Source organism: Chryseobacterium ginsenosidimutans (assembly GCF_024807225.1).
GTDB lineage: Bacteria > Bacteroidota > Bacteroidia > Flavobacteriales > Weeksellaceae > Chryseobacterium > Chryseobacterium ginsenosidimutans.
In genome coordinates this window covers 4225062-4246659 of sequence record NZ_JANUCO010000001.1, presented here as the reverse complement: position 1 = coordinate 4246659, position 21598 = coordinate 4225062, and the positions used below count along the sequence as shown (strand labels likewise).

Below are 21598 nucleotides of genomic sequence, written 5' to 3'. Positions count from 1 at the left end.
GAAAAATTAGTGAAAATTAGTGTTTAAAATAATTTGAAAAATTCACAATTAATAAAAAAAATAAACCACAAACATCCGTGAAAATCCGTGAGATCTGTGGGAAAACTTAAGCTTTCTTCATTCTATTCTGAAACCTTTTAATCAAGAAATAAAACAACAAAAATCCCAACGCAAAAATTGAAAATCGAGAAAGTAAATCTCCCGCTCTTGCATAAAAAGTCATGTTGTCATAAAGGTTCACTTTGGCAAATAAAGTGGTTTTATCTCCATAAAAAGTATCTTCCGTAATTTCACCTTTTGCGTTGATATGAGCCGAAATTCCGCTGTTTGCAGCGCGTGCAATTTCTCTTCTTGTTTCGATGGCTCTTAGTTTTGCATACGATAAAAGCTGTTTGTGACCTTCCGTAACGCCCCACCAAGAATCATTGGTCATGATGGCAAGGAAATTAGCGCCTTTTTTCACATAATCGGTTGTGAATTCCCCATAAATACTTTCATAACAGATAATAGGAGCTATTTTTCCTTTATTATAAGGATTGGAAAAAGCAATCCTTTCTTTATCCGTTCCCAAAGAAGCAACCGTTCCCCCCAGATTAATCATGGCGTCGCCTAAAAGCGGCTTTAAATAACTCATATAAGGAAAAATTTCAACACCGGGAACCAATTTCCCTTTGTGATAAACTTCCACTTTTTGATTCGGAACAACCTGAATCGCGGAGTTAAAACTCTCCACCCAAAGTCCTGGATTTAGTTGATAAGCTTCTTTTGGTAAATTCTGATTATTGGTATAAAATTTATGCGAAGAAATTCCTGTTGAGAAAACAGATCCCGGATGTTTTGATAAAAATCCTTTAAGGTTGTTTAAAATTAAACTCTTCTCAAAAGCTCTCTCCGAAATAGAACCTCTTCCCGGAAGTGCCGTTTCGGGAGCAATATAATAATCTATTTTTCCTTTTGAATTTCTTTCGGCTAAGCTTAAAAGATCATTTTCTATGGTTAAACTGTCTTGAGAATATTTTTCCGCATACGGATCAAGATCGGGCTGAAGCATCAAAACATTTACGCTTCCGATTGGCTTTTCATTAAAACTATTAAATTTAATCATGGAAATAATCATCGGAATTAGGATCAAAGCTCCCACAATAGATGTGTTTCTAATTAAATCTTTCCTTTTTCTTCCGGCTTCCCAAGTTCTAACGGTGTAAAATATTAAAACATTAATGACTAAAATCCAAAAACTTCCCCCGGTTGCGCCCAACGTATCATACCATTGAATTAATTTCGGGTAATCGGCAAATACATTTCCAAGATTCAGCCAAGGCCAAGTGAGTTCCCAACCGAGATGGAATTTCTCAAAACTCATCCAGATTGCAATTAAAAATCCTAATCCCCAATATGTTCCCTGTGCATTTTTGTACCAATGATAACATTGAAAAACAAGAGAATACAACAAGGAATTAACCAAAACCGGAAATAAAACCGCCATCATAGAATGGCTTCCGTCAGGGTTTTTTGAGCCGTACAGCCAACCCGTTGTCACTACATTCCAAATTACAAAACATAAGTAGGAAAGTCCGAAAACGACCCAGCTTTTCCTGCTGTAATTGGAGAATTTTGACACACCGTGTTCCATCATCAAAAGCGGAACAAGGGCAAAGAATATAAAAAACGGAACACCGTAAGTGGGCCACGAAATCGACAACAGCATCGCTGAAATGAGCGTAAGTAAAACGTATTTCATTAAATTTATTTAACACACAAATTTAATGTTTTTGAAATGAATAAATTTGCAATCGATGTTAAAGAAATTTTATAAAATTATTATCATTCCCTATACTTTGTTTTTGCTATACCTTATGTTTTTAGGAATGGGCAGAACGCAGTTTGATGATAATTTATTAACGATGGAACCTATTATTTCTACGATAAATTTTATAAAAGGAACCATTTTGTGGAAAGATATCGTGATTATTGTTGTAGGAAACGTCGTCATGTTTATCCCTTTCGGATTTCTGGGCTGGATTTTTTCTAAGTTTAAAGACTTAAAAACACTGCTTTTTGCTTTTATTTCAGTAATTACTATCGTTGAAGCACTCCAGTATTTTACAAGAATGGGGATTTTTGAAGTGGACGATATTATCCTGAATACTTTTGGCGTGTTTTTAGGATTTTTACTTCGGAAATTTATGGAGAAACGTTTTGGGAACTGGGTCGTTTAGATGATCGGAAAAAATTAAGTTTTTTGATTATATAATGCTAACAAAATATCCACAAAGTTTGTCTTCCCGTAGGGATCTAAGCAAAGTTATTTAGATACTAGCTTTGAAAGATTCGTGCTTAGATCCCTACGGGATGACAACTCACAGTATTTCTTAATAAAGCTTAACTTCTTAATTTTCCTTAATGGTTTAAATTCTATCCATTCAATTCCTTCGCCCGTTTTTCGGCATTAAGAATCCCGTTTTTTAGAATTTCTTTAAAATTATTTTCGTTAAACGTTTTCATTGCAGCTTCTGTAGTTCCACCTTTTGACGCAACAGCCTGAATTAATTCTTCCAGGTTTTTATCAGAATTATTAATCATATGATAAGCTCCCAACATGGTTTGCTGTACAAAGAGCTTGGAAAGATTTTCGTCGATTCCCATCTCTACACCGGCTTTTATCATCGCATCCACAATGTAATAAAAATAAGCAGGTCCGCTTCCGGAAAGAGCCGTAACACCATCCAATAACTCTTCATTTTCCAGATAAACTGATCTTCCGGTTGAGTTTAAAAGTCTTTCAATACTAATTAATTGACTGAAAGAAATACCTTGCGCAGAAGTATAACCCGTAATTCCCATTCCTAAAAGAGTAGGGGAATTCGGCATTGCTCTTACAACTAAAGGATGATGTAATAATTTTTGAATTTTCTCGATTTTAATTCCTGCCATAATCGAGAGAACCATTTGTTTTTCCTTTAACTGAAACTTGAAATTTTCAGCGAGATGTTGGAAATCTTGAGGTTTTACGGCAATAATAATCAGATCTGCATCCAATTTTTGAACTTCATCAAAAGTTGAAATCTTCGATTTTGGAAACTCTTCTGATATTTTTGAAAATTTGGACTGATTTCTGGTGATTAAATGCAGGTTTTCAGGCTTTAACAATTCGTATTTCAAAAATGATTTTGAAAATGATAAACCCATGTTTCCTGCTCCGAGAATAGCGATTTTCATATTTGTGTTTGGTTTTATTTATATAAATATTTTCTGAAAACTACGGAATAATTGTCGTTAAAGTTAATTAATTCAATATTTTTGAAACTGATTTTTCTAGGTTTTTTATCAATTTTTCCAATCGGATTATAATTTTTAATAACAACCGATTTTTCAGTTATCTCTAAAATTTCCCCTATCGAAAATATTTCCTGATCTTTTTTTCTACTTTCAATAATGCAGTGAAAGTTTTGTTTTTTAATAGATTTGAAAAGAGATTCAAAATCTTTTAAGGAAGTGTTATCAATTATTTTTTGATTTAATTTTATAAGACTTTCTTCCGAATAAATTCTTTTAGAAACTTTATCAGAAGCACTATGCCGAATTCCCAAAATTCTATTATAAGGTATAATTTTTGTTCCGGCTAAAGAGAAATCATTTGCCTCTTCGATCATCAGAAAATCGTCTGAAGCTTTTACGATAAATCCTAATATTGAAGAATCATCTGTAAGGTTTACCTTAACGAAATTAACTCTGTCAATATGCTTTTGAATATGTTCCTTGAACTTCTTTTCTGTTAAATCTTTTGACATAATTTTGATTTTTAAATAATATTCACTTCTCTCTCCAATTCGATCCCGAATTTTTCTTTCACAGAATTAATAATCTCTGTTGAGAAATCGAAAATTTCCTTTCCTGTTGCGCTTCCTGTTGCGTTTACAATAACTAAAGACTGTAACTTGTGTGAAGCAACATTTCCGATTTGTTTTCCTTTCCAGCCGCATTGTTCGATCAGCCAGCCAGCCGGAACTTTCACAAAATCTCCGTTCGGATATCCTTGAATATTCTCGAATTTCTGCTGTAATTCTTCAAATTGCGTTAAAAGTATCGTTGGATTTTTAAAGAAGCTTCCCGCATTTCCGATTTCTTTCGGATCGGGTAATTTGCTTTGTCTGATATTGATGACAGCTTTCGAAATATCCTGAATCGTTGGATTTTGAATTCCTAAATTTTCCAGTTCGGATTTTATCGCTCCGTATTCCGTTTTTATCTTGTGGGTTTGTCTTGTTAGTTTAAAAGTAACTTCTAAAATTACATATTTTCCCTTTCCTTCCTGCTTAAAAATAGAATCTCTATACCCGAATTTGCATTGTTCCAAATTGAAAGTTTCCAGTTGAAGGTTTTCAAGATTAAGAACAGTACAACTTACAAAAGTATCTTTAATTTCAGTTCCGTAAGCTCCGATATTCTGCATCGGTGAAGTTCCCACATTTCCCGGAATTAAGGAAAGATTTTCTAATCCGCCATAATTTTTCTCCAGACAAAATATCACGAATTCATGCCAGTTCTCTCCTGCTTTTGCCGTAACTAAAACTTCATTTTCATTAATTAAATCTTCGTGAATTCCTTTTAAACTTAATTTAATAGCTAATCCTTCGAAATCTTTAGTCAATAAAATATTACTTCCACCACCTATAAAAAGAAGCGGGAGCGTTTGAGTATCTGAAAAGCTGAGTGCTTCTTTTAATTCTTCAATAGAATAAATTTCGGCAAAATATCTTGCTTTTGCATCTACACCGAAAGTGTTGTATGGCTGAAGTGAAAAATTTTCCTGCATTGGTTTTATTTGTATTCTGTTGGAAGAATGTTTAGAATTTGATCTTTTAATTTTTGAAGCTGCTTGTAATAAACCGTATCGGCATACGAATTTACGTAAGCATGGTATTTCTTCGGGGTTCTGATCTGGAAAGTTTCATCAAATCCGTCTACAGACTGTTTACTGGGCGAACTTTTAATTTTATCCAGCGTTTTTACGTCAATGGTTGATGTTAATTTTGCCCAGATTTGAGGTGTGATTGCCGACTTCCATTCTTTATGAATTTTTTTATTGGTAATTCCTGTTTCCAGATGAATAGAGTCTTTTGTGACTTTTACGATCTTGTAATTTCCGAGTTGTCCTCCAATATCCGAATAATTGATAGAAATAATTTCACTTGGATTTGTTGAAGAAATATTTTCGGTTTTCTTACGGTCACAAGAAAAAAATATCAGCAATAAAACGGTTAGAGAGAAAATTTTCAAACTAAGATATTTTATTGCTGACATAATAATTATTTTAAATTAAAGATTGAATTCTAATTTATATTTTTCAAGCGCATCTTTTAAAATAGCAGCACTTTTTCTTAAGTCGTGTTCGTTTAGAACGTAAGCGATTCTTACCTGTTTTTTACCCAATTCCGGATTGCTGTAGAATCCTCCTGCAGGTGCAACCATGATCGTTTCACCGTGGAAAGAATATTTTTCTAACAACCATTGAGCAAATTTTTCTGTATCGTCAACAGGAAGTTTCTGCAACACAGTAGAAAGCTCCTTTTGGCTTCGGACAGATAACTCCCGGAATGGCATTAAGCAAATCTACCAATACATTTCTTCTGTGTGTATATTCTTCTCTTACGGCTCTGATGTAAGCTCCGTCGTTTTGGTGAGCGGCAGTTGCAGCAATTTGTCCCAATAAAACAGGACTTAATCTTGCCTGCGCAAAAAGCATTGCAGCATCGTGGATTTTCTTAGAACGGGTAATTAAACATCCAATTCTTACACCACACATTGAGTAACGCTTTGATTCTGAATCGATAATAATACAGTTTTCTGCCAGTTCAGGGAAAGCAAGCATTGAAACCTGTTGTTTTCCGTCGTAAACATATTCTCTGTAAACTTCATCTGAAATAACTACGATGTCATGTTTTACAGCGATTTCTGCCAATTGCTGAAGCTCTTCACGAGTGTAAAGATAACCTGTAGGATTTCCCGGGTTACAGATAATGATTGCTCTTGTTTTGTCTGTAATTTTTTTCTCGAATTCTTCAATCGGAGGAAGTGCAAATCCTGTATCGATCGTTGAAGGAACGGCAACTACATTAACGTTAAACGTACTTGTAAAACCATTGTAATTGGCATAATACGGTTCCGGGATGATCACTTCATCACCATCATCACATAAAGTAGAGATGGCGAAGTTCAACGCTTCTGATCCTCCGTTTGTTACGATAAAATTATCAGGCGTAAGATCTGTAAAATCCAGCGAGTGATAATAATCTGTAAGAGCTTTTCTATATTCGATGTTACCTTCAGAAAGTGCGTATTCCAATACTTTTAAATCAATATTTTTTAAAGCATTAAGAGCCGTTTCCGGGGTTTCAATATCGGGTTGCCCGATATTAAGGTGGTATACTTTTATTCCTTTTTGCTTGGCTTTAAGGGCAAAAGGAACCAGTTTTCTTACCGGTGAAGCCGGCATATGTTGTGCTCTGTTTGAAATATTAGGCATTGTTCAAATAATTTGTATGGCAAAAATAAGATTTAATTTCCCAATATTAAAATAATGCTTACTAAGAAAGGTTTTTCTTTATATTTTATAATTCGTAATAATATATTTGATATGTAGCTGATTTCTAATTTTATTTATCATATGTTTTTGAATAATTAATTCAATTATTTGTGATTAAATATTGTTTTTATTAATGGTATTGAAATATTTTTACAAAAATATTATTAATATGATTTTTATATTGTTTTTTTTATAAATTTACGGCGACAATAACTAGTAAATATGAAATTAAGACTACTTTTAGGAGCTTTCAATACAGTGGCTCTTTTATCTGCCGGTTCTGTGGCAGCTCAAAACTATCAACAGATGCCTATATCTTCCGGCTTTTCTGCAGATGTAATTGCGAATGGGATAGGTTCTTCAACGGTTACTACAAATAATGACGTAGACGGAGTTTCTTTCGCTTTTGTAGCTAAAGATTTTCAGCTAACTGCTGCAAGTGCGCCTATTACTTATGGCATTCCTCTTGATGGGATTATTAATTCTGTGGTGGCCACAACTCCAGGGTTGAGTTATCAGTTAGCAAGCTTTAATGCTAATAATTCTTTGAGATTAGCTGCAGTAAATGATGCGGGAACTTTATTATTTACAACGCCAAAAGCAGCAACTAAATTGTATATGCTTGCCGTAAGTGGAAGCGGAACTTCTACCGTAAATGTCGTTGTAAATTTTACAGATGCTACTTCACAGACATTTTCAGGCGTCGCTCTTGCAGACTGGTATAATGCTGCTAACTTTGCGATTCAAGGGATCGGAAGGGTTAAAAAACCGGGTGCAACTCCTAATGCTGCTGATGATATTCCATCACCTGAAGGCGGAACAAACCCAAGATTATATCAAAGTGAATTGCTAATAGATGCGGCAAATCAAACGAAACTGATACAAAGTGTAACGATAACTAAAGCAAGTGGTTCAGGTCTTCCGAATGTTTTTGCTTTCTCCGTAGATGCATATTCTAGTTGTACTCCTCCTACTTTACAGGCGGCTGCAAGTATAACAGCTAATTCTGCGTTGGTTTCTTGGACAGCTCCAACCAGTGCTGTAAGCTACGATGTGTATCACAGTACTTCAAACGCAATACCTGCAAGTACAGCAACTCCTACTTATACAGGAGTAACAGGTACGAGTACGACAATTGGAGGTCTTAATTCTAATACCAACTATTATTATTGGGTAAGAAGTAACTGTAGTTCCGGAACAAGCCAAAGTTCTTGGTCTTTTGGCGGAACATTCAAAACAGCTTGTTCTACTTTCACGGTTCCGTATACAGAGAATTTTGATACTACAAGTACGGGTTCTTCTACAAATAATAATACACCAAGCTGTTGGGCATATTTAGAAAGTGTATCATTTGCAGGGTATGGATATGTAGTTGCGTCAAATCCTTTTTCATCACCAAATTCTTACTATCTATATAATGCGAGTGGTACTACAGGTAACCAAATGTTGGTTTCACCTCCAACAATAAATCTTTCAGATGGTAACAAACGTGTGAGATTCTATGCAAAATCGGCGAGTGCTAATTACACGCTATTAGTAGGTACTTTATCAAACCCTACAGATCCGGCTTCTTTTACACAAATTGGTTCTGCTATTACTTTAACGACTACACAAACGCAATACACTGTTAATATCCCAGCGGGTGCTGATTTACAATTGGCGTTTAAGCATGGCTTAGGAGGTACTAATCGTGGTATTTATATTGATAATATTACTGTTCAGGAAATTCCTTCTTGTTTTGAACCAACTGCAGTTACAGTTCCTAGTTTTACAACGAACTCAGCAACAGTGAGCTGGACAGCGCCTACTCCTGCTCCAGCAAATGGATATGAAGTATATTACAGTACAACGAATACAGCACCTACTTCAACTACCGTTTTAGATGGTACGAATTCTGTAACTTCTAGTACGGCTTCTGCTTCGTTGAATGGGTTATTAGCTGATACTGTTTACTATGTGTGGGTGAGGTCTAACTGTGGTACTACCGATAAGAGTATTTGGAGTGAAGTTGTAGCTTCGTTTAGAACGGGTTATTGCTTACCTTCATCTACAAACCAGAATTCTTGGGTTTCTGCTTTTAGTTCAACAGGGGCAACTACCAATATGGCTTATACATCAACAGCTGGTATAGCCGGAGGATATCAAAACTTAACTGCAACCAGTAATAAAATATCAAATGCTGTAGGAGTTAACACTTCAATAGCTTTAACAGCCGGAGGTCCTACTTGTGGATTTGGGATTTGGGTAGACTGGAATAATAATTTAACTTTTGAAACTACAGAAAGAATGTTTGCTACTTCTGGTTATGTAACAACTACTTCAGGATCCTTTGCTGTGCCTGCAGGAACGGCTCCAGGAAATTACAGAATGAGATTGTTGACTGATTTTAATACTTCAGCACCTTCAAATCCTTGTGGAGCTATTACAAGAGGAGAATTTATTGATTTTATATTTGAAGTAACCGGAGCTTTGGCAACTGCCGAAACATCTGCTAAGAAAAATGAGGTTAAGGTATATCCAAATCCATTCAAAGATGTTTTATACATTGCTGAAACTAGAGATATGAAATCTGTTTCAATTGCAGATGTGTCAGGAAGAGTGGTGAAAACTATTGAAAATCCTGGTAAAGAACTTCAGTTGAGTGAATTGAATTCCGGATTATATCTAGTAACCATTATATTTAAAGATGGATCTGTATCTACTGTAAAAGCAATTAAAAAATAATTTTTAACCTTAATAATTTACGCAAGACAGCTATACCAAAAGTGTAGCTGTCTTTTTTATTTAATTAAAAAGTTGTGGTATCTCTTAATGAAGTTTAAAAAGATTATGTTGATAAAATATCATACTTTTGCGCTCAAACTATGAAACCTATGAAGAAATCAAATCTATTTTTTGTTATTCTGTTATTTCCTTTTCACTTTGTTTTTGCACAGCGAATTGATAAAGAAACAATCAGTTTTCAGCTGTTGAAAGAACCTGTTTTTGCAAGTGATCTGAAAGACAGAAACTATACCATTACGGTAAATTCTCCCTACAATATTACCAAAGATGATGTTTTAAAGCAATCAAAAGATGATTATCAGCGACAGGTGGATAATTATCAGACCAACATAGAAACTGCTAAAATTGAACATCAGGAAAGATTAAAAGACTACGAAGCAGAAGTAAAAAAGCTTCAGGAAAAATTTAAACTAGAATCCGCAGAATACAGTAAATTATCCGCCGTTGAAAAAATTGCAGCCACAAACGGAGCACCGATGTTGAGATTGCCTTCAAGACCTGTTCTCAATATTCCTCCGATGCCGCTTTACAGACAGCCGGATCTTAGAGATGCTTTAATTGTTGATAATAAAATCCTTGCTTCTCAAATGGATGTTGCCGGGTTTTCAAAAGGCGGAAATGCTCTCGACGTTACCGTACAAATGGAAAGAACAAATTTTCAGGACAATCAGGGGAAAACATTTGCCAATCAACCCGTTAGAATTATTGGGAAGCAAAACGGAGCTGTGAAATTAGATAAAACCTATTTCTCAGATTTCTCGGAAATTGCAAGTGTTCCTACAAATGAGCTTAACCTTAATGCTCATGAAAAAATGTATCTGCAGAGAACGATGGATCGTACAAGGAATATGATTAATGAAAACTTCGGTTATCAGACGATAAATTCTACTGTTGCCCTGGAAACTGTAAAAAATAAAGGAGATTACGATGATTTGGAAAAAGCATACATCTATGTAACAACCAACCTGAAAAAACTTCAGGCGAAATCTGATTACGCTCCCAACAAAGTCGCTATGGAAAATATGCAGAAAGGAATCGATTTGTGGAAATCTGCTTTACCAAAAGTGAATTACAGCGACAAAAAAGCCCTTTATAATCAGAAAATCGGGGAGTATCTTTATTTTAATTTAATAAGATTAAATATTGCGTTAGGAAATTATCAGGAAGCAGAAAAATATTTAAACGAATTGCAGGAGCATTTGGTAGACATCAAACTATCCTACGATGCCAATCTGGAATTAAAAAAATTAGAAGAAAAAATTTATAATAACTAAGAAAATATGATAATTAAACAGATTATTGCTTCGGCATTAATTACAGCTTCTGTCTGTACTTTCGCGCAGACAAAAGTAGTGGAAGGAACCAAATTTACAACGGATGCTAATCTTGAAAAAGATGAAAAACTGGTATTGGCAGACGATTACAATTCTTATATGTTCAGCGCAATCAATATCGACGGATTGATGAGAAATGTTTTCCCTCACAAGAAATTATTGATGAGAAAGCTAGATCAGAACGGAAGTCTTGTTGATACCTACATTCAGGATTACGCCAACAAAACAAACGGAGTTCTTCACAATTATTTGGGTTCTCAACAAATTGATGAGGATAGATTTGTCGCTTTTACGGAAGAATATTTCGGGAAAGAAAACAGAAAAGAAGTTTTTCAACATGTTTTCAGCAAAAAGAGCGGAACTTTCACCACAAAAAGTATTGCAAAATATACGATTGAATCCACCAACAAATCTGGAACAACGTATGTAGTTTTCTCTGAAAACGGGAAATATGTGGTAGTTTTCAATGATCGATATGCAAGCAAAAAAACGGATAATATCAATGATGCATTGGTCTTAGATTTACGTACGCTTTCTCCGGTTTGGAGCAAAGAAATTTCGTTGAGCAGCGATTATGTGGAGAAATCTTTAACATTAACAAACTCAGGAAAGATCGTTCTGTTGCGTAAAGCAGCAGGTTGGAAAGAATCTTACAAATTAGAAACTGGTTTCAAATACAGAAGACAAAGATCTTCCTTTCGACGACAAATATATTCCTGAAAAGTTATATGCGATCAGCAAAAATGACAACGATTATCTGGTAAGTTTCGGGAGAAAAAATCAGGCGGTAACATTGGCTGCAAGTACTTTCGGAACGGTAATGTTTTATGATATTAAATCCGGAAAAACAGTAATCAGCAATACGAATTTAGCAGGAGCTAAAGATATGAGTGATGTAAAAGTAATTAAAACAATCGTGAAAGGCGATGAGGTTTTATTGGCTGTTCAGCAGGAAAGTATTTCAAGACCTTTGCCGACTGCGATGAACCGTTTTCCGGATCCTGTTTACAAATTGGATGTCGGAGTTTTAATGAAATTCAATAAAGAAGGGGAGGTGAAGCAATTCGTTCCGCTTGGAAGCAATCCTTTGGGAAGAAGAATTCAGGTGATTGAATCTGGCGATAATCTCTATGTTTCTTCGGTATATCCAAAAGGAGCATTCGGAAACACAGGCTTTTCTATGAAAGCTTTTGATTTTTCAAGTTTGACTCCAAAAGAATTGACGCTTGATTATAAAGGGAAAAACTTCTTTATGAATTACGGATTTACAGATGGAAACCTGATTCAGTTTGTTCCAAATGTAAATAAACTATTATTCTTACAGAAAAACGGTAAAGATGTTCAGATGATGAATGTTTATAATTTTGTAAAATAATTATCATTGCATACAATTCAGATCAGTCTTACATTTTTGTAGGGCTGATTTTTTTTGATTTGATTTAAAAATGATTCTCATTAAAATTTTGTTAATTTGAAGAATATTGAAACGGAATTAAATGATTACGATTTATGAAACGAATTTTAAAAAATAATTTATCACTGAAAATTTGTGCACTTATTTTTCTCTTAAATGGAATTGTAAGCTGCAAAAATGCGCAAATTTCAGGCTTGAAAAATGGTGATCTGCTTTTCGTTACCGCAAAAGAAACCGGACTTTCGGGAGCAATTAATAATGTTACTCAAAAACAAAAAAACGCTTCCTTCGATCATATCGGAATTTTAGAAAAAAGTAAAGAAGGTGTTTTTGTTCTTCACGCAGCTCCGCAAAATGGTTCTCAAAAACAAAATATAAAAGATTTTCTGAAAGATCAGGCAAATGACAGACAAAGAGTCGTTGTTTATCGATTAAAATCGCAATATCAAGCCTCAATTCCAAATGCGATTTCAAAAGCAGAATTGATGGTAGGAAAACCGTACAATTTTAATTATATTTTGGATGAAAATTCCTATTACTGTTCAGATTTTATTGAAAGAGCTTTTAGAAATGACCATATTTTCAAATTGGAACCCATGACTTTCATTGATCCGAAAACAGGAAAAACAAATACTTTTTGGGAAGAATTTTATCAAAAGAAAAATCTGAAAGTTCCCGAAGGTGAATTGGGCTGCAATCCAAACGGTTTAGCTGCGTCAGATAAACTGGAAAGAATAATGGAACTTAAATAATTTTCACAAAGAAATATATCAATAGAAACGGGCATATTATCCTGAGTTTGTCGAAGGAAGCCCGTTTTTTTATGCAACAAATGCAAATGGTTTAAACAAAATATACATTTCGAAGAAAAATTTTCAGTTAAAATCGAAAAATATTACCCTACTAATTTGGTAGACTAATATTTTTTTATATTTTTGTCAAAGATTTAACGCAAAGAGCAATGAATATTAGTATTTAAACCAAAAAAAGTTTTGTTATGATGACACCAAATCCAAACCTGCAGGTTTTACAAAACAGAGTCAACCTGCCTAAAAAAGAATTGATCCTTGAAGTAGAATTAAATGGAAAAATGAAGTTCGAACATTTGATGAATACCATTTATAATCAGTTTGGAATTTGCCACAGAGTGTTGTCAGCAAACGTGGAATACGTGAACGGACGTAGTTTCGGTTCTGTTCAGTTATACATTAATGTAAATTCAGAGGATTTCGAACAACTGGAATTTTATCTGAATAAAAATAAACTCTTAAGTACTTCTGTAGAATATACTTGCAGAAAATATTTATAGTTGAGATTCATATAGTTTTAATTACAAAGGATGCCTGATTTTTTTAGGCATCCTTTTTCATTATGTGTGGAAAAAAGACTTATTTTTAATAAAATTTAAACTATGATAATCTTACTTATTGTTATTGCGCTTGTTGTGATCTTTTTACTGTATGGCGTTTCTATCTACAACAGATTGGTGAAACTTAGAAATCTTGTTCAGGAAGCTTGGAGCAGTATTGATGTAATGCTTAAAAAGCGTCACGATTTAATCCCGAATTTAGTAGAAACCGTAAAAGGATATGCGACTCACGAACGTGAAACATTAGAAAATGTAACAAAAGCAAGAAATCTTGCTATCGGAGCAAATTCTGTGGAAGGCAAAGAAGCAGCTGAAAAAAATCTGAATCAGGCAATGATGAATCTTTTTGCAGTTGCAGAACAGTATCCTGATCTAAAAGCGAATACTAATTTTCAGCAATTACAGTCGGAGTTGACTTCTATTGAAAATGATATTGAAAAATCCAGAAGATATTACAACGGAACCGTTCGTGAGAATAATACGTTGGTAGAATCTTTCCCGAGCAATATAATCGCCAATATGTATAAATTCGAAAAATCGCCGTTCTTCGAATTGGATAATATCGCCGAAAGAGTAGTTCCAACAGTAAAGTTTTAAAAAATGAAAAAGTATTTACTGCTTTTTTATCTTTTAATTTTCGCTTTAGGTTTTTCTCAGGAATCGTCAGATTCTAGCTACACAGTCAATAATTCTGAAAGGATTCTTTCTTTTCATTCAGATATTGATGTTAACAAAAATTCGGGAATTACCGTTACAGAAAAAATAAAAGTTCACAGTCTCGGAAATGAAATAAAGAGAGGGATTTACCGCGCGTTGCCTCTTACAAGAAACCTTAATAAGAAAAAACAAAGGGTAAAGTATGATATCATTTCCATTAAAAAAGATGGAGCTGAAGAAAATTATCACACTAAAATCAATGGTGATTTTCTTGAAATTTACCTCGGAAATAAAGATGTTATTCTGGATCCCGGAGATTATAATTATGAAATAAAATACGAAACTGAAAACCAAATCGGTTTCTTTGATAAATACGATGAACTGTATTGGAATGTAAATGGAACGTATTGGAACTTTACTGTAGATTCTATTTCTGCTACAGTTAATCTTCCTGCCGGAGCCGATATCATTCAAAATTCTTGTTACACAGGAGAATCAGGAAGCAGCGAGAAGAATTGTAGTTCTAAAGTTTTATCTGAAAATTCAATAGAATGGAGTGCTTCAAATCTTCAACCTAATGAAAATCTTACCATAGCGGTTGGTTTCAAAAAAGGAATAATGATTCCGCCGCCGCCGCCAACTTTTATGGAAAAATTTGGAATTTTAATTATTGGATCTTTACTATTCTTCGGGTTGTTAATTTACTATTACCGAACATGGAGAAAATATGGTATCGATCCGGAAAGTCCTGTTGTTTATCCACAGTTTAATGTTCCGGATAATCTTTCTCCGGCATCATTGGGATATTTGAAAAAAGAAGGTTTTAAAAATAATCAGGTAACAGCAGCTTTGGTAAATCTTGCTGTGAAAGGTTATGTGAAAATAATAGAAGGTGAAAATGATGGAATTCTTGGATTTTTCAGTTCTAAAATTTTCTCTGTTCAGAAATTAAAAGAGCCAGATCAATTGTTGCCAAAAGAAGAAATTAATCTGATGAATAATTTGTTCGGAAGCAGCGATTCTGTGAAGTTTGATGGAAAATATAACGAAAAAATTAAAAATGCAGTAACCAGTTTTAGGTCAGCGCTCGAATTTCAGCATGATACATTCCTGAATGAAGGAAATAACAGAAATAAACTTCTGCTTCCTTTTTTCCTTATGACAATTATTTATGCTATAGGATTGATAATGAGTTATAAAATCTATCCGGAACCTGGAAAATTAGTGATTGGCGGATTTTTATATATCATTCTGCTCGTTGCATTTATCATATTTACTTTTGTGATTAAAAAGCTTTCGTGGCTGTTTATTCCTTTTCCGATTATTGTTTTTATGGGACTAAGCGGGATGATAACGATTGGCCATGATGTGACAGAAGACAATAATTTCAGTATTTGCTATATTTTTATTGCATTGGCTTTTATGTCATTAATTATTTATCAGTTTTTAATTAAAAAACCAAGCGAAGAAAAATTAAGAAAAAAATCTTTAATCGACGGTTTCAAAATGTATATGGGTGCGGCGGAAAACGAACAGATCAAATTCCATAATCCTCCTCAGATGACTCCTCAGGTTTTCGAAACATTACTTCCTTTTGCAATGGTATTGGGAGTAGATGCTATTTGGGGCGAAAAATTTGAGCAGATCATGAAAAATATGGCTATGGAATATACCAATAACTGGTATTATGGTTCATCGCTCAATCAGCTTGCTTTTGCGAGTGCCTTAAACTCAAGTCTCACGAATTCTATACAGACTTCATCTACACAACCATCAAGTTCCAGCAGTGGTTCCGGCTCAGGCGGTGGTGGATTCTCCGGCGGCGGCGGCGGCGGCGGTGGAGGTGGCGGTTGGTAAAATAGTATATATGAGAAATTTTATACAAGTCTTTGCCTTTTTCTTTTGTTTTCTTGCTTTTGCGCAGGAAGAAGTTATTGCATTGCCTGCCGTTACAGAAGATGTTGTTAATGAAAATCAAACAAATATTCAACGTGAAAGGATTGTCTCTTTTCATTCTGATATTAATATTGCTGAAAACGCAGATGTTACGGTAACAGAAACGATAAAAGTTTTTGCCAATGGAAATGCCATTAAGAGAGGGATTTTTCGTGCATTACCAACCGTTAGAAATATCAATGGCGGAAAAGAAAAAATTTCGTACAATATAGCTTCAGTTGAAAGAGATGGTATAAAAGAACCTTATCACAAAGAAAATAAAAACGGTGTTTTTACAATTTTTATAGGAGATAAAAATTCTTACCTGCAATCGGGATTTTATACGTACAAAATTATTTATCAGACACAGGATCAGATTGGTAAATTCAAAGGTTACGATGAATTTTACTGGAATGTAAACGGAACAGACTGGAACTTTCCTGTTGAAAGTATTCAAGCAACGATTCATCTTCCTAAAAATGCGGATATTCTGCAAAATTCCTGTTATACCGGGGTTCAAGGAAGTAAAGAACGAAACTGCACGAGTGAAAAATTATCTTCAACGCAAATTGTTTTTAAAGCTAATGATTTAAAAGAATATCAAAATCTTACGGTAGCTGTCGGTTTTAAAGCTGGTGTTTTAAAAGAACCTTCCACTTTGATGAAATGGATAAAAAGAAATTGGCCGAGTTTTGCTTTAATTATTATGAGCTTTTACCTGCTATTTTTCTATTATAAAAACTGGAAAAAATATGGTAAAGATCCTGAGAAACCTGTAGTGATTCCACAGTTTAATGCACCGGATAATCTGTCGCCTGCATCTTTGGGATATATTGATAAAGGTAAATTCGATGCGAATTTGGTGACCGCAAATCTTGTTGATCTGTCCATAAAAGGTTTTGTGGATATTGATGAGGTAAAAAACACGAAAGAATCTCTTCTTTCAAAAATATTCAATTTGAGAAAGTTAGAATCAGATAGTAATAATATACAAGATGATCAGAAATTGCTTTTGCAAAAGATGTTTGGATCTCAGAAGAAAATATCTGTGAACGGAACGTATAATTCCAAAATCAAAAATGCAGTTAAGGATTTTGAGAAATTCATCATCAAAGAAAATAAGATTTTTGTTGAGAAAATTTCTAATAAAAATATGGTCTACAAAGCTTTGAAATTAATTTTTCTGATCTTTTTTTCGGCAGTTATTATTAATTCTATCGTTACATTAAGCTATAAATTTTTGGCGATGGCTTTTATCTTTACTTTATTCGCAAGCCTTTTGGTTGCATTATTGATTTTTATCTGGGAAAGCGGAAGTAAGATCATCTTCTTTATTGTATTGATCTTCTCTTCGGCATTTATGCTGCCTTTGTTTTTCATGGCGTTTGCGGGATCTGATGAAATAACTTCCTTTGAGTCGAACTGTTTTAAGTTTTTGATATTTGCTGCAATCTCACTTTTAATATTCAGATATTTAATAAGGAAGCCAAGCGAAGAAAAAGTAAAAATGGAATCTGAAATCGATGGTTTCAAAATGTATCTGAGTGTTGCTGAAGAAAATCAATTAAAGTTTCATAATCCTCCTGAGATGTCTTCTGACGTCTACGAGAAATTTCTTCCGTATGCGATTGTCTTTGGAGTTGAAGGAATTTGGGGAAAAAGATTCTGAGATAAATTGCAGGAAACGATAGATTCGGCTGAACCTTATGTAGATATTCAGAATCATTTTGGGTACAGTTTTGCTGACTCTTTTACAAATACGCTGAATGAAACTAACGTTGTTCCGGCAAGTACTTTTTCATCATCGTCATCATCTTCTTCCTCATCGGGATCTTCTGGTGGTTCGTCATATTCAGGCGGTTCAGACTCCAGTGGTTCTTCAGGTGGAGGATCATCCGGTGGAGGATCATCCGGTGGAGGCGGCGGCGGCGGAGGTGGCGGAGGTTGGTAACCGTGGATTTACCTAAAAATAAAAAGCGTTCAAAATTAATTGGACGCTTTTTTATATGGTAAGATTTAAGATAAGTTTAAAACTAATTTCTAACTTCTAAAATCTAATTTCTTTTTAAATTCTTTCAATATCCGCTCCGATCGCTTTCAATCTTCCGTCGATATTTTCATACCCTCTGTCGATTTGTTCGATATTGTGGATAATAGATTTTCCTTCTGCAGAAAGTGCTGCAATTAGAAGGGCATTTCCGGCTCTTATATCCGGAGAAACCATTGTTGTTCCTCTTAACGGAGCTTCTTGATTTAATCCGATTACTGTTGCTCTGTGTGGATCACAAAGAATGATTTGCGCACCCATATCAATCAATTTATCTACGAAGAATAATCTTGATTCAAACATTTTTTGATGAACCAAAAGACTTCCTTTTGCCTGAGTTGCCACCACTAAAATAATAGATAACAAATCTGGAGTAAATCCTGGCCAAGGTGCATCGGAAATCGTTAAAATAGATCCGTCAATAAACTTTTGAATTTTATAATTTTCCTGAGCCGGAATGAAAATATCATCATTGCTTTGCTCAAGTTCGATTCCTAATTTTCTGAATGTATTCGGAATAACTCCAAGCTGATTCCAGTTTACATTTTTAATGGTAATTTCAGATTTTGTCATGGCTGCAAGACCGATCCAAGATCCGATTTCTACCATATCGGGAAGCATGGTATGTTCAGTTCCGTGAAGATATTCAACACCTTCAATTGTTAATAAATTTGAACCGATTCCTGAAATATTCGCTCCCATTCTGTTCAGCATTTTACAAAGTTGCTGAAGGTAAGGTTCACAAGCTGCGTTGTAGATTCTTGTTTTTCCTTTTGCTAAAGCTGCAGCCATTACGATATTGGCTGTTCCTGTTACAGAAGCTTCTTCCAGTAAAATAAATTTACCGTTAAGCTCTTTAGCTTTTAATGAATAAAAGAATTCTTCTTCATCATAATGAAATTCAGCACCTAATTCTACAAGTCCTTGAAAGTGAGTGTCTAATCTTCTTCTTCCGATTTTATCACCTCCCGGAGTCGGCATATAAGCTTCACCGTATCTTGCCAACATCGGTCCCATCAACATGATCGAACCTCTTAGTTTAGCACCGTCTTTTTTGAACTCGTTTGATTTTATATAATCAAAATTAACTTTATCTGCCTTGAAAGTATAATCTCCATGTCCGTTTTTAGTAACTTTTACTCCGAAATCGCCTAATATTTCAATTAATCGATTAACGTCGTGGATATCCGGAATATTTTTAATCCTTACTTCCTCGTCAGTTAACAAAACAGCACAAAGAATCTGTAGAGCCTCATTTTTAGCTCCTTGTGGAGTGATTTCACCATGCAATCTTTTTCCTCCTCGTATTTGAAATGTTCCACTCATGTCTACTTTCTGTTTTTATTATGATTGTTGTTATTGTTGCTGTTGTTATTGGTGTGCCTTCTTTTGTTATTTTGGTTGTTCCTGTTGTTATTTTGGTTGTTCCTGTTATTATTTCGGTTGTTGTTATTGGTCGTGTAGTAGATTTTACTTTTCTCAAGAGATTCAATTCCTGTAAGATCCAATCTGTTTTCCGAAAGTTCCTTCAAATGACGGAAAATTACATCATCTGTTACGTGTTCCTTATTATATACGTTATAAGATTTCTTCATATTGTTCGCAATGACTTCAATAAGGGCTTCTTTTTCGTCGCCTTCATTCAGTTCTATTGCTTTCTCTATTAATTGAAGAATACTTTTACCGTAAAATTTAAAATCACCCTGAAGTTTAGGATATTCCATTCTTTTAGGCTTTTCTGCCAATTCTTCTCTTGTAGGAAACGGATATGGTGAATCTACATCAAGATCATAATTTGCCAGAATAAAAAGATGATCCCAAAGTTTATGCTTGTAATTTTCTTCGTCGCGAAGTTGTGGGTTTCTTTGACCCATAAAATCAATGATGCCCAAAGCCATTTCGCTTCTTTCCTCTTTTGAAGAAAGCTCTTTGCAACGTTCAACCAACTGTTGTATAATTCTGCCGTATTCCGGCAAAAGGAGCTGAGTTTTTTGGGTATTATATTCCATAGTCTGCAAATATATGCAATAATGGAAAAATTGTACCGAAAATCTTAAAAGTTTATGATTTTTTAATGAAAATGAAAATAAATTTTTGTTGAAGATTTATTCCATCAATAATTCATCAGATTAGCAGGAAAGATAGATTCAGACAAATTAAAGAAATCAATGAATTACACAATTTCATTATTGAAAAAAATCAGCGCAATCTGCTTTTATCTGTGAGAATAAAAAAGACTGTCTCAATTAAGAATCAGTCTTTATATTTTATAATTAAAAATTATCCACCTTATGTTGTCATTTCGAGGAAAGAAAAATCTATAAAAACCTCCTTCATCTATTTCAGAATAATAAAATTGGCATTTATTGGTGAAAAAATTAATGCTATTTATATTTAAAAAAGAATCAAACCTCAATAAATTTCGCTCTCTGATGAGGTGTCGGCAAATAACATTTCTGATTTGCAAGCTTCATTCTGTTCCTTGAGATAATATCATAAACACCGTCACTTAAGAATTTCGGAATAATTCTTCCGATTACCGCAAGTGTATAAATTCCTCCGAGTAAACTCGCAATGTGTAGAATAGCTCTGGATTTGATGTGATAATATTGTTTAGGCTTCCAAAGATACATGGTGTTGAAAACTTTCGTATCCAACCCTCTTTCAGATAAAAATTTCTGACCAAAATCTGACTGTAGAGAAGCAAACATAAACTGATCTTTTTTGTCTCTTTCCAAAATCCATTGTACCCAGAAATTGCATACGCCGCAATCTCCGTCGAAAAAAACAATATGTCTGTTTTGCCAGTTTCTCTTCCATGATTTCGATTTTAAAGAGCCATTTTTCGCTCTGTTTCTGCTTTCTCTTTTTTGAAATAATCGATTAAAGCTTTTCTCTGCTCATCGGTAAGTTTTGCACCTTGATGCCCTACAAAATAAGACTCCAAAGGCATTTCTTTCTTTTCAACCATTTCGATGCATTCATCTAATTTGTGAGCCTGCTTTTTCGGTTCATACATGGCAAAGGTAGAGAAATTAAGATGCTTTCTCGCTTCATCAATATGGTTTTTCATATACCATGAAGCCGGTGAAATATTAGAATACCAAGGATATTTGGTCTCGTTAGAATGACAATCATAACAGGAAGTAGTAATGATGGTTGCCGTTTCCTGAGGTATATTTTTAATTTTTATAAAGTCCATTCCCGGTGTGGGAGCCGGATTTGTTTTGTCGATAGGAAAAAACTGAATGATGATAAATGCTACAAGAAGAGCTACTAATACTTTTTTCATATTTGGAATTTGATGTGTTCTAAATAGATAAAGTTAATTATTTTTTAATAAATAAAAAACCTCAATAATACAGAAATGCTAATATTGATTTGAATTATTCTAAATATGCTCGATGAATTTTAGTTTTTATTTAAATTAATATAAAATTTTGCTAACTTAATTGCATTATTATATGTTTTA

At 34.1% G+C, this 21598-nt stretch carries 20 protein-coding genes and 1 pseudogene; 11 read left to right on the top strand and 10 right to left on the bottom strand.

Translation table 11 applies throughout. The features are described from left to right. Positions 1-106: 106 nt before the first annotated feature. A complete protein-coding gene (lnt, locus tag J3D55_RS19935) occupies positions 107-1741 on the bottom strand; it encodes an apolipoprotein N-acyltransferase (protein ID WP_259133758.1) in 1635 nt (544 codons plus the stop codon). A 55-nt stretch (positions 1742-1796) separates the two neighbouring features. On the opposite strand from lnt, the gene J3D55_RS19930 reads away from it, so the two are divergent. After that, entirely contained in the window at positions 1797-2219 is a 423-nt protein-coding gene (locus tag J3D55_RS19930; RefSeq protein ID WP_259133755.1) for a VanZ family protein, read from the top strand. A gap of 196 nt (positions 2220-2415) precedes the next feature. On the opposite strand, the gene proC is transcribed toward J3D55_RS19930, so the two are convergent. From proC to J3D55_RS19905, 5 genes and pseudogenes are all read right to left on the bottom strand, one after another. Then, positions 2416-3219 carry a pyrroline-5-carboxylate reductase gene (gene proC, locus J3D55_RS19925; RefSeq protein ID WP_259133752.1) on the bottom strand — a complete coding sequence of 268 codons (804 nt, stop codon included), beginning with the start codon at positions 3217-3219 and terminating at the stop codon, positions 2416-2418. A gap of 14 nt (positions 3220-3233) precedes the next feature. Next, positions 3234-3791 carry a hypothetical protein gene (locus J3D55_RS19920; protein ID WP_259133749.1) on the bottom strand — a complete coding sequence of 186 codons (558 nt, stop codon included), beginning with the start codon at positions 3789-3791 and terminating at the stop codon, positions 3234-3236. Positions 3792-3802: 11 nt separating this feature from the next. Continuing rightward, complete coding sequence (murB, locus tag J3D55_RS19915; protein ID WP_259133739.1) at positions 3803-4816, bottom strand: UDP-N-acetylmuramate dehydrogenase; 1014 nt, start codon at positions 4814-4816, stop codon at positions 3803-3805. A gap of 5 nt (positions 4817-4821) precedes the next feature. Beyond that, a complete protein-coding gene (locus tag J3D55_RS19910) occupies positions 4822-5304 on the bottom strand; it encodes a hypothetical protein (RefSeq protein WP_259133737.1) in 483 nt (160 codons plus the stop codon). Between the two features lie 15 nt (positions 5305-5319). Next, positions 5320-6526, bottom strand: a pseudogene (locus J3D55_RS19905) (pyridoxal phosphate-dependent aminotransferase). A 282-nt stretch (positions 6527-6808) separates the two neighbouring features. On the opposite strand from J3D55_RS19905, the gene J3D55_RS19900 reads away from it, so the two are divergent. The 10 genes from J3D55_RS19900 to J3D55_RS19855 all read left to right on the top strand — a co-directional run bounded on the left by J3D55_RS19900 (position 6809) and on the right by J3D55_RS19855 (position 18030). Then, positions 6809-9310 carry a fibronectin type III domain-containing protein gene (locus tag J3D55_RS19900; protein WP_259133735.1) on the top strand — a complete coding sequence of 834 codons (2502 nt, stop codon included), beginning with the start codon at positions 6809-6811 and terminating at the stop codon, positions 9308-9310. A gap of 149 nt (positions 9311-9459) precedes the next feature. Beyond that, on the top strand, positions 9460-10644 hold the full coding sequence (locus tag J3D55_RS19895; protein WP_259133732.1) for a hypothetical protein: 1185 nt from the start codon (positions 9460-9462) through the stop codon (positions 10642-10644). Positions 10645-10650: 6 nt separating this feature from the next. After that, on the top strand, positions 10651-11424 hold the full coding sequence (locus J3D55_RS19890) for a hypothetical protein (protein ID WP_259133731.1): 774 nt from the start codon (positions 10651-10653) through the stop codon (positions 11422-11424). 73 nt (positions 11425-11497) lie between these two features. Continuing rightward, positions 11498-12079, top strand: a complete 582-nt coding sequence (locus tag J3D55_RS19885; RefSeq protein WP_259133730.1) for a hypothetical protein — start codon at positions 11498-11500, stop codon at positions 12077-12079. Between the two features lie 134 nt (positions 12080-12213). Next, positions 12214-12870, top strand: a complete 657-nt coding sequence (locus J3D55_RS19880; protein ID WP_259133729.1) for a YiiX/YebB-like N1pC/P60 family cysteine hydrolase — start codon at positions 12214-12216, stop codon at positions 12868-12870. 245 nt (positions 12871-13115) lie between these two features. Then, the gene (locus J3D55_RS19875; RefSeq protein ID WP_259133728.1) at positions 13116-13427 is read left to right on the top strand and encodes an NIL domain-containing protein; all 312 of its coding nucleotides are present in this window, start codon (positions 13116-13118) and stop codon (positions 13425-13427) included. A 102-nt stretch (positions 13428-13529) separates the two neighbouring features. Then, positions 13530-14084: a LemA family protein gene (locus tag J3D55_RS19870; RefSeq protein ID WP_259133727.1), complete on the top strand. Its 555-nt coding sequence runs from the start codon at positions 13530-13532 to the stop codon at positions 14082-14084. 3 nt (positions 14085-14087) lie between these two features. Continuing rightward, entirely contained in the window at positions 14088-16001 is a 1914-nt protein-coding gene (locus J3D55_RS19865) for a DUF2207 domain-containing protein (protein WP_259133726.1), read from the top strand. Then, positions 15931-17748, top strand: coding sequence for a DUF2207 family protein (locus J3D55_RS19860; RefSeq protein WP_259133725.1), 1818 nt, complete (start codon positions 15931-15933; stop codon positions 17746-17748). The genes J3D55_RS19865 and J3D55_RS19860 overlap by 71 nt, the downstream gene beginning before the upstream one ends. A gap of 6 nt (positions 17749-17754) precedes the next feature. After that, positions 17755-18030, top strand: coding sequence for a hypothetical protein (locus J3D55_RS19855; protein ID WP_259133724.1), 276 nt, complete (start codon positions 17755-17757; stop codon positions 18028-18030). A gap of 114 nt (positions 18031-18144) precedes the next feature. On the opposite strand, the gene murA is transcribed toward J3D55_RS19855, so the two are convergent. From murA to J3D55_RS19835, 4 genes are all read right to left on the bottom strand, one after another. Beyond that, complete coding sequence (gene murA, locus J3D55_RS19850) at positions 18145-19452, bottom strand: UDP-N-acetylglucosamine 1-carboxyvinyltransferase (protein ID WP_047399573.1); 1308 nt, start codon at positions 19450-19452, stop codon at positions 18145-18147. 2 nt (positions 19453-19454) lie between these two features. Next, positions 19455-20135 (bottom strand): DUF4290 domain-containing protein, encoded by a 681-nt coding sequence (locus J3D55_RS19845; RefSeq protein WP_259133723.1) that lies wholly within the window; start codon positions 20133-20135, stop codon positions 19455-19457. Positions 20136-20531: 396 nt separating this feature from the next. Then, positions 20532-20918, bottom strand: coding sequence for a thiol-disulfide oxidoreductase DCC family protein (locus J3D55_RS19840; RefSeq protein WP_259135170.1), 387 nt, complete (start codon positions 20916-20918; stop codon positions 20532-20534). Between the two features lie 38 nt (positions 20919-20956). Next, positions 20957-21418, bottom strand: coding sequence for a heme-binding domain-containing protein (locus J3D55_RS19835; protein WP_259133722.1), 462 nt, complete (start codon positions 21416-21418; stop codon positions 20957-20959). Between the last annotated feature and the right edge of the window lie 180 nt (positions 21419-21598).

What these genes read in the sequence shown, in the direction of transcription:
- lnt (WP_259133758.1), bottom strand. Translation starts at nt 1,741, where the DNA reads ATGAAATACGTTTTACTTACGCTCATTTCAGCGATGCTGTTGTCGATT.
- J3D55_RS19930 (WP_259133755.1), top strand. Translation starts at nt 1,797, where the DNA reads ATGTTAAAGAAATTTTATAAAATTATTATCATTCCCTATACTTTGTTT.
- proC (WP_259133752.1), bottom strand. Translation starts at nt 3,219, where the DNA reads ATGAAAATCGCTATTCTCGGAGCAGGAAACATGGGTTTATCATTTTCA.
- J3D55_RS19920 (WP_259133749.1), bottom strand. Translation starts at nt 3,791, where the DNA reads ATGTCAAAAGATTTAACAGAAAAGAAGTTCAAGGAACATATTCAAAAG.
- murB (WP_259133739.1), bottom strand. Translation starts at nt 4,816, where the DNA reads ATGCAGGAAAATTTTTCACTTCAGCCATACAACACTTTCGGTGTAGAT.
- J3D55_RS19910 (WP_259133737.1), bottom strand. Translation starts at nt 5,304, where the DNA reads ATGTCAGCAATAAAATATCTTAGTTTGAAAATTTTCTCTCTAACCGTT.
- J3D55_RS19900 (WP_259133735.1), top strand. Translation starts at nt 6,809, where the DNA reads ATGAAATTAAGACTACTTTTAGGAGCTTTCAATACAGTGGCTCTTTTA.
- J3D55_RS19895 (WP_259133732.1), top strand. Translation starts at nt 9,460, where the DNA reads ATGAAGAAATCAAATCTATTTTTTGTTATTCTGTTATTTCCTTTTCAC.
- J3D55_RS19890 (WP_259133731.1), top strand. Translation starts at nt 10,651, where the DNA reads ATGATAATTAAACAGATTATTGCTTCGGCATTAATTACAGCTTCTGTC.
- J3D55_RS19880 (WP_259133729.1), top strand. Translation starts at nt 12,214, where the DNA reads ATGAAACGAATTTTAAAAAATAATTTATCACTGAAAATTTGTGCACTT.
- J3D55_RS19875 (WP_259133728.1), top strand. Translation starts at nt 13,116, where the DNA reads ATGATGACACCAAATCCAAACCTGCAGGTTTTACAAAACAGAGTCAAC.
- J3D55_RS19870 (WP_259133727.1), top strand. Translation starts at nt 13,530, where the DNA reads ATGATAATCTTACTTATTGTTATTGCGCTTGTTGTGATCTTTTTACTG.
- J3D55_RS19865 (WP_259133726.1), top strand. Translation starts at nt 14,088, where the DNA reads ATGAAAAAGTATTTACTGCTTTTTTATCTTTTAATTTTCGCTTTAGGT.
- murA (WP_047399573.1), bottom strand. Translation starts at nt 19,452, where the DNA reads ATGAGTGGAACATTTCAAATACGAGGAGGAAAAAGATTGCATGGTGAA.
- J3D55_RS19845 (WP_259133723.1), bottom strand. Translation starts at nt 20,135, where the DNA reads ATGGAATATAATACCCAAAAAACTCAGCTCCTTTTGCCGGAATACGGC.
- J3D55_RS19835 (WP_259133722.1), bottom strand. Translation starts at nt 21,418, where the DNA reads ATGAAAAAAGTATTAGTAGCTCTTCTTGTAGCATTTATCATCATTCAG.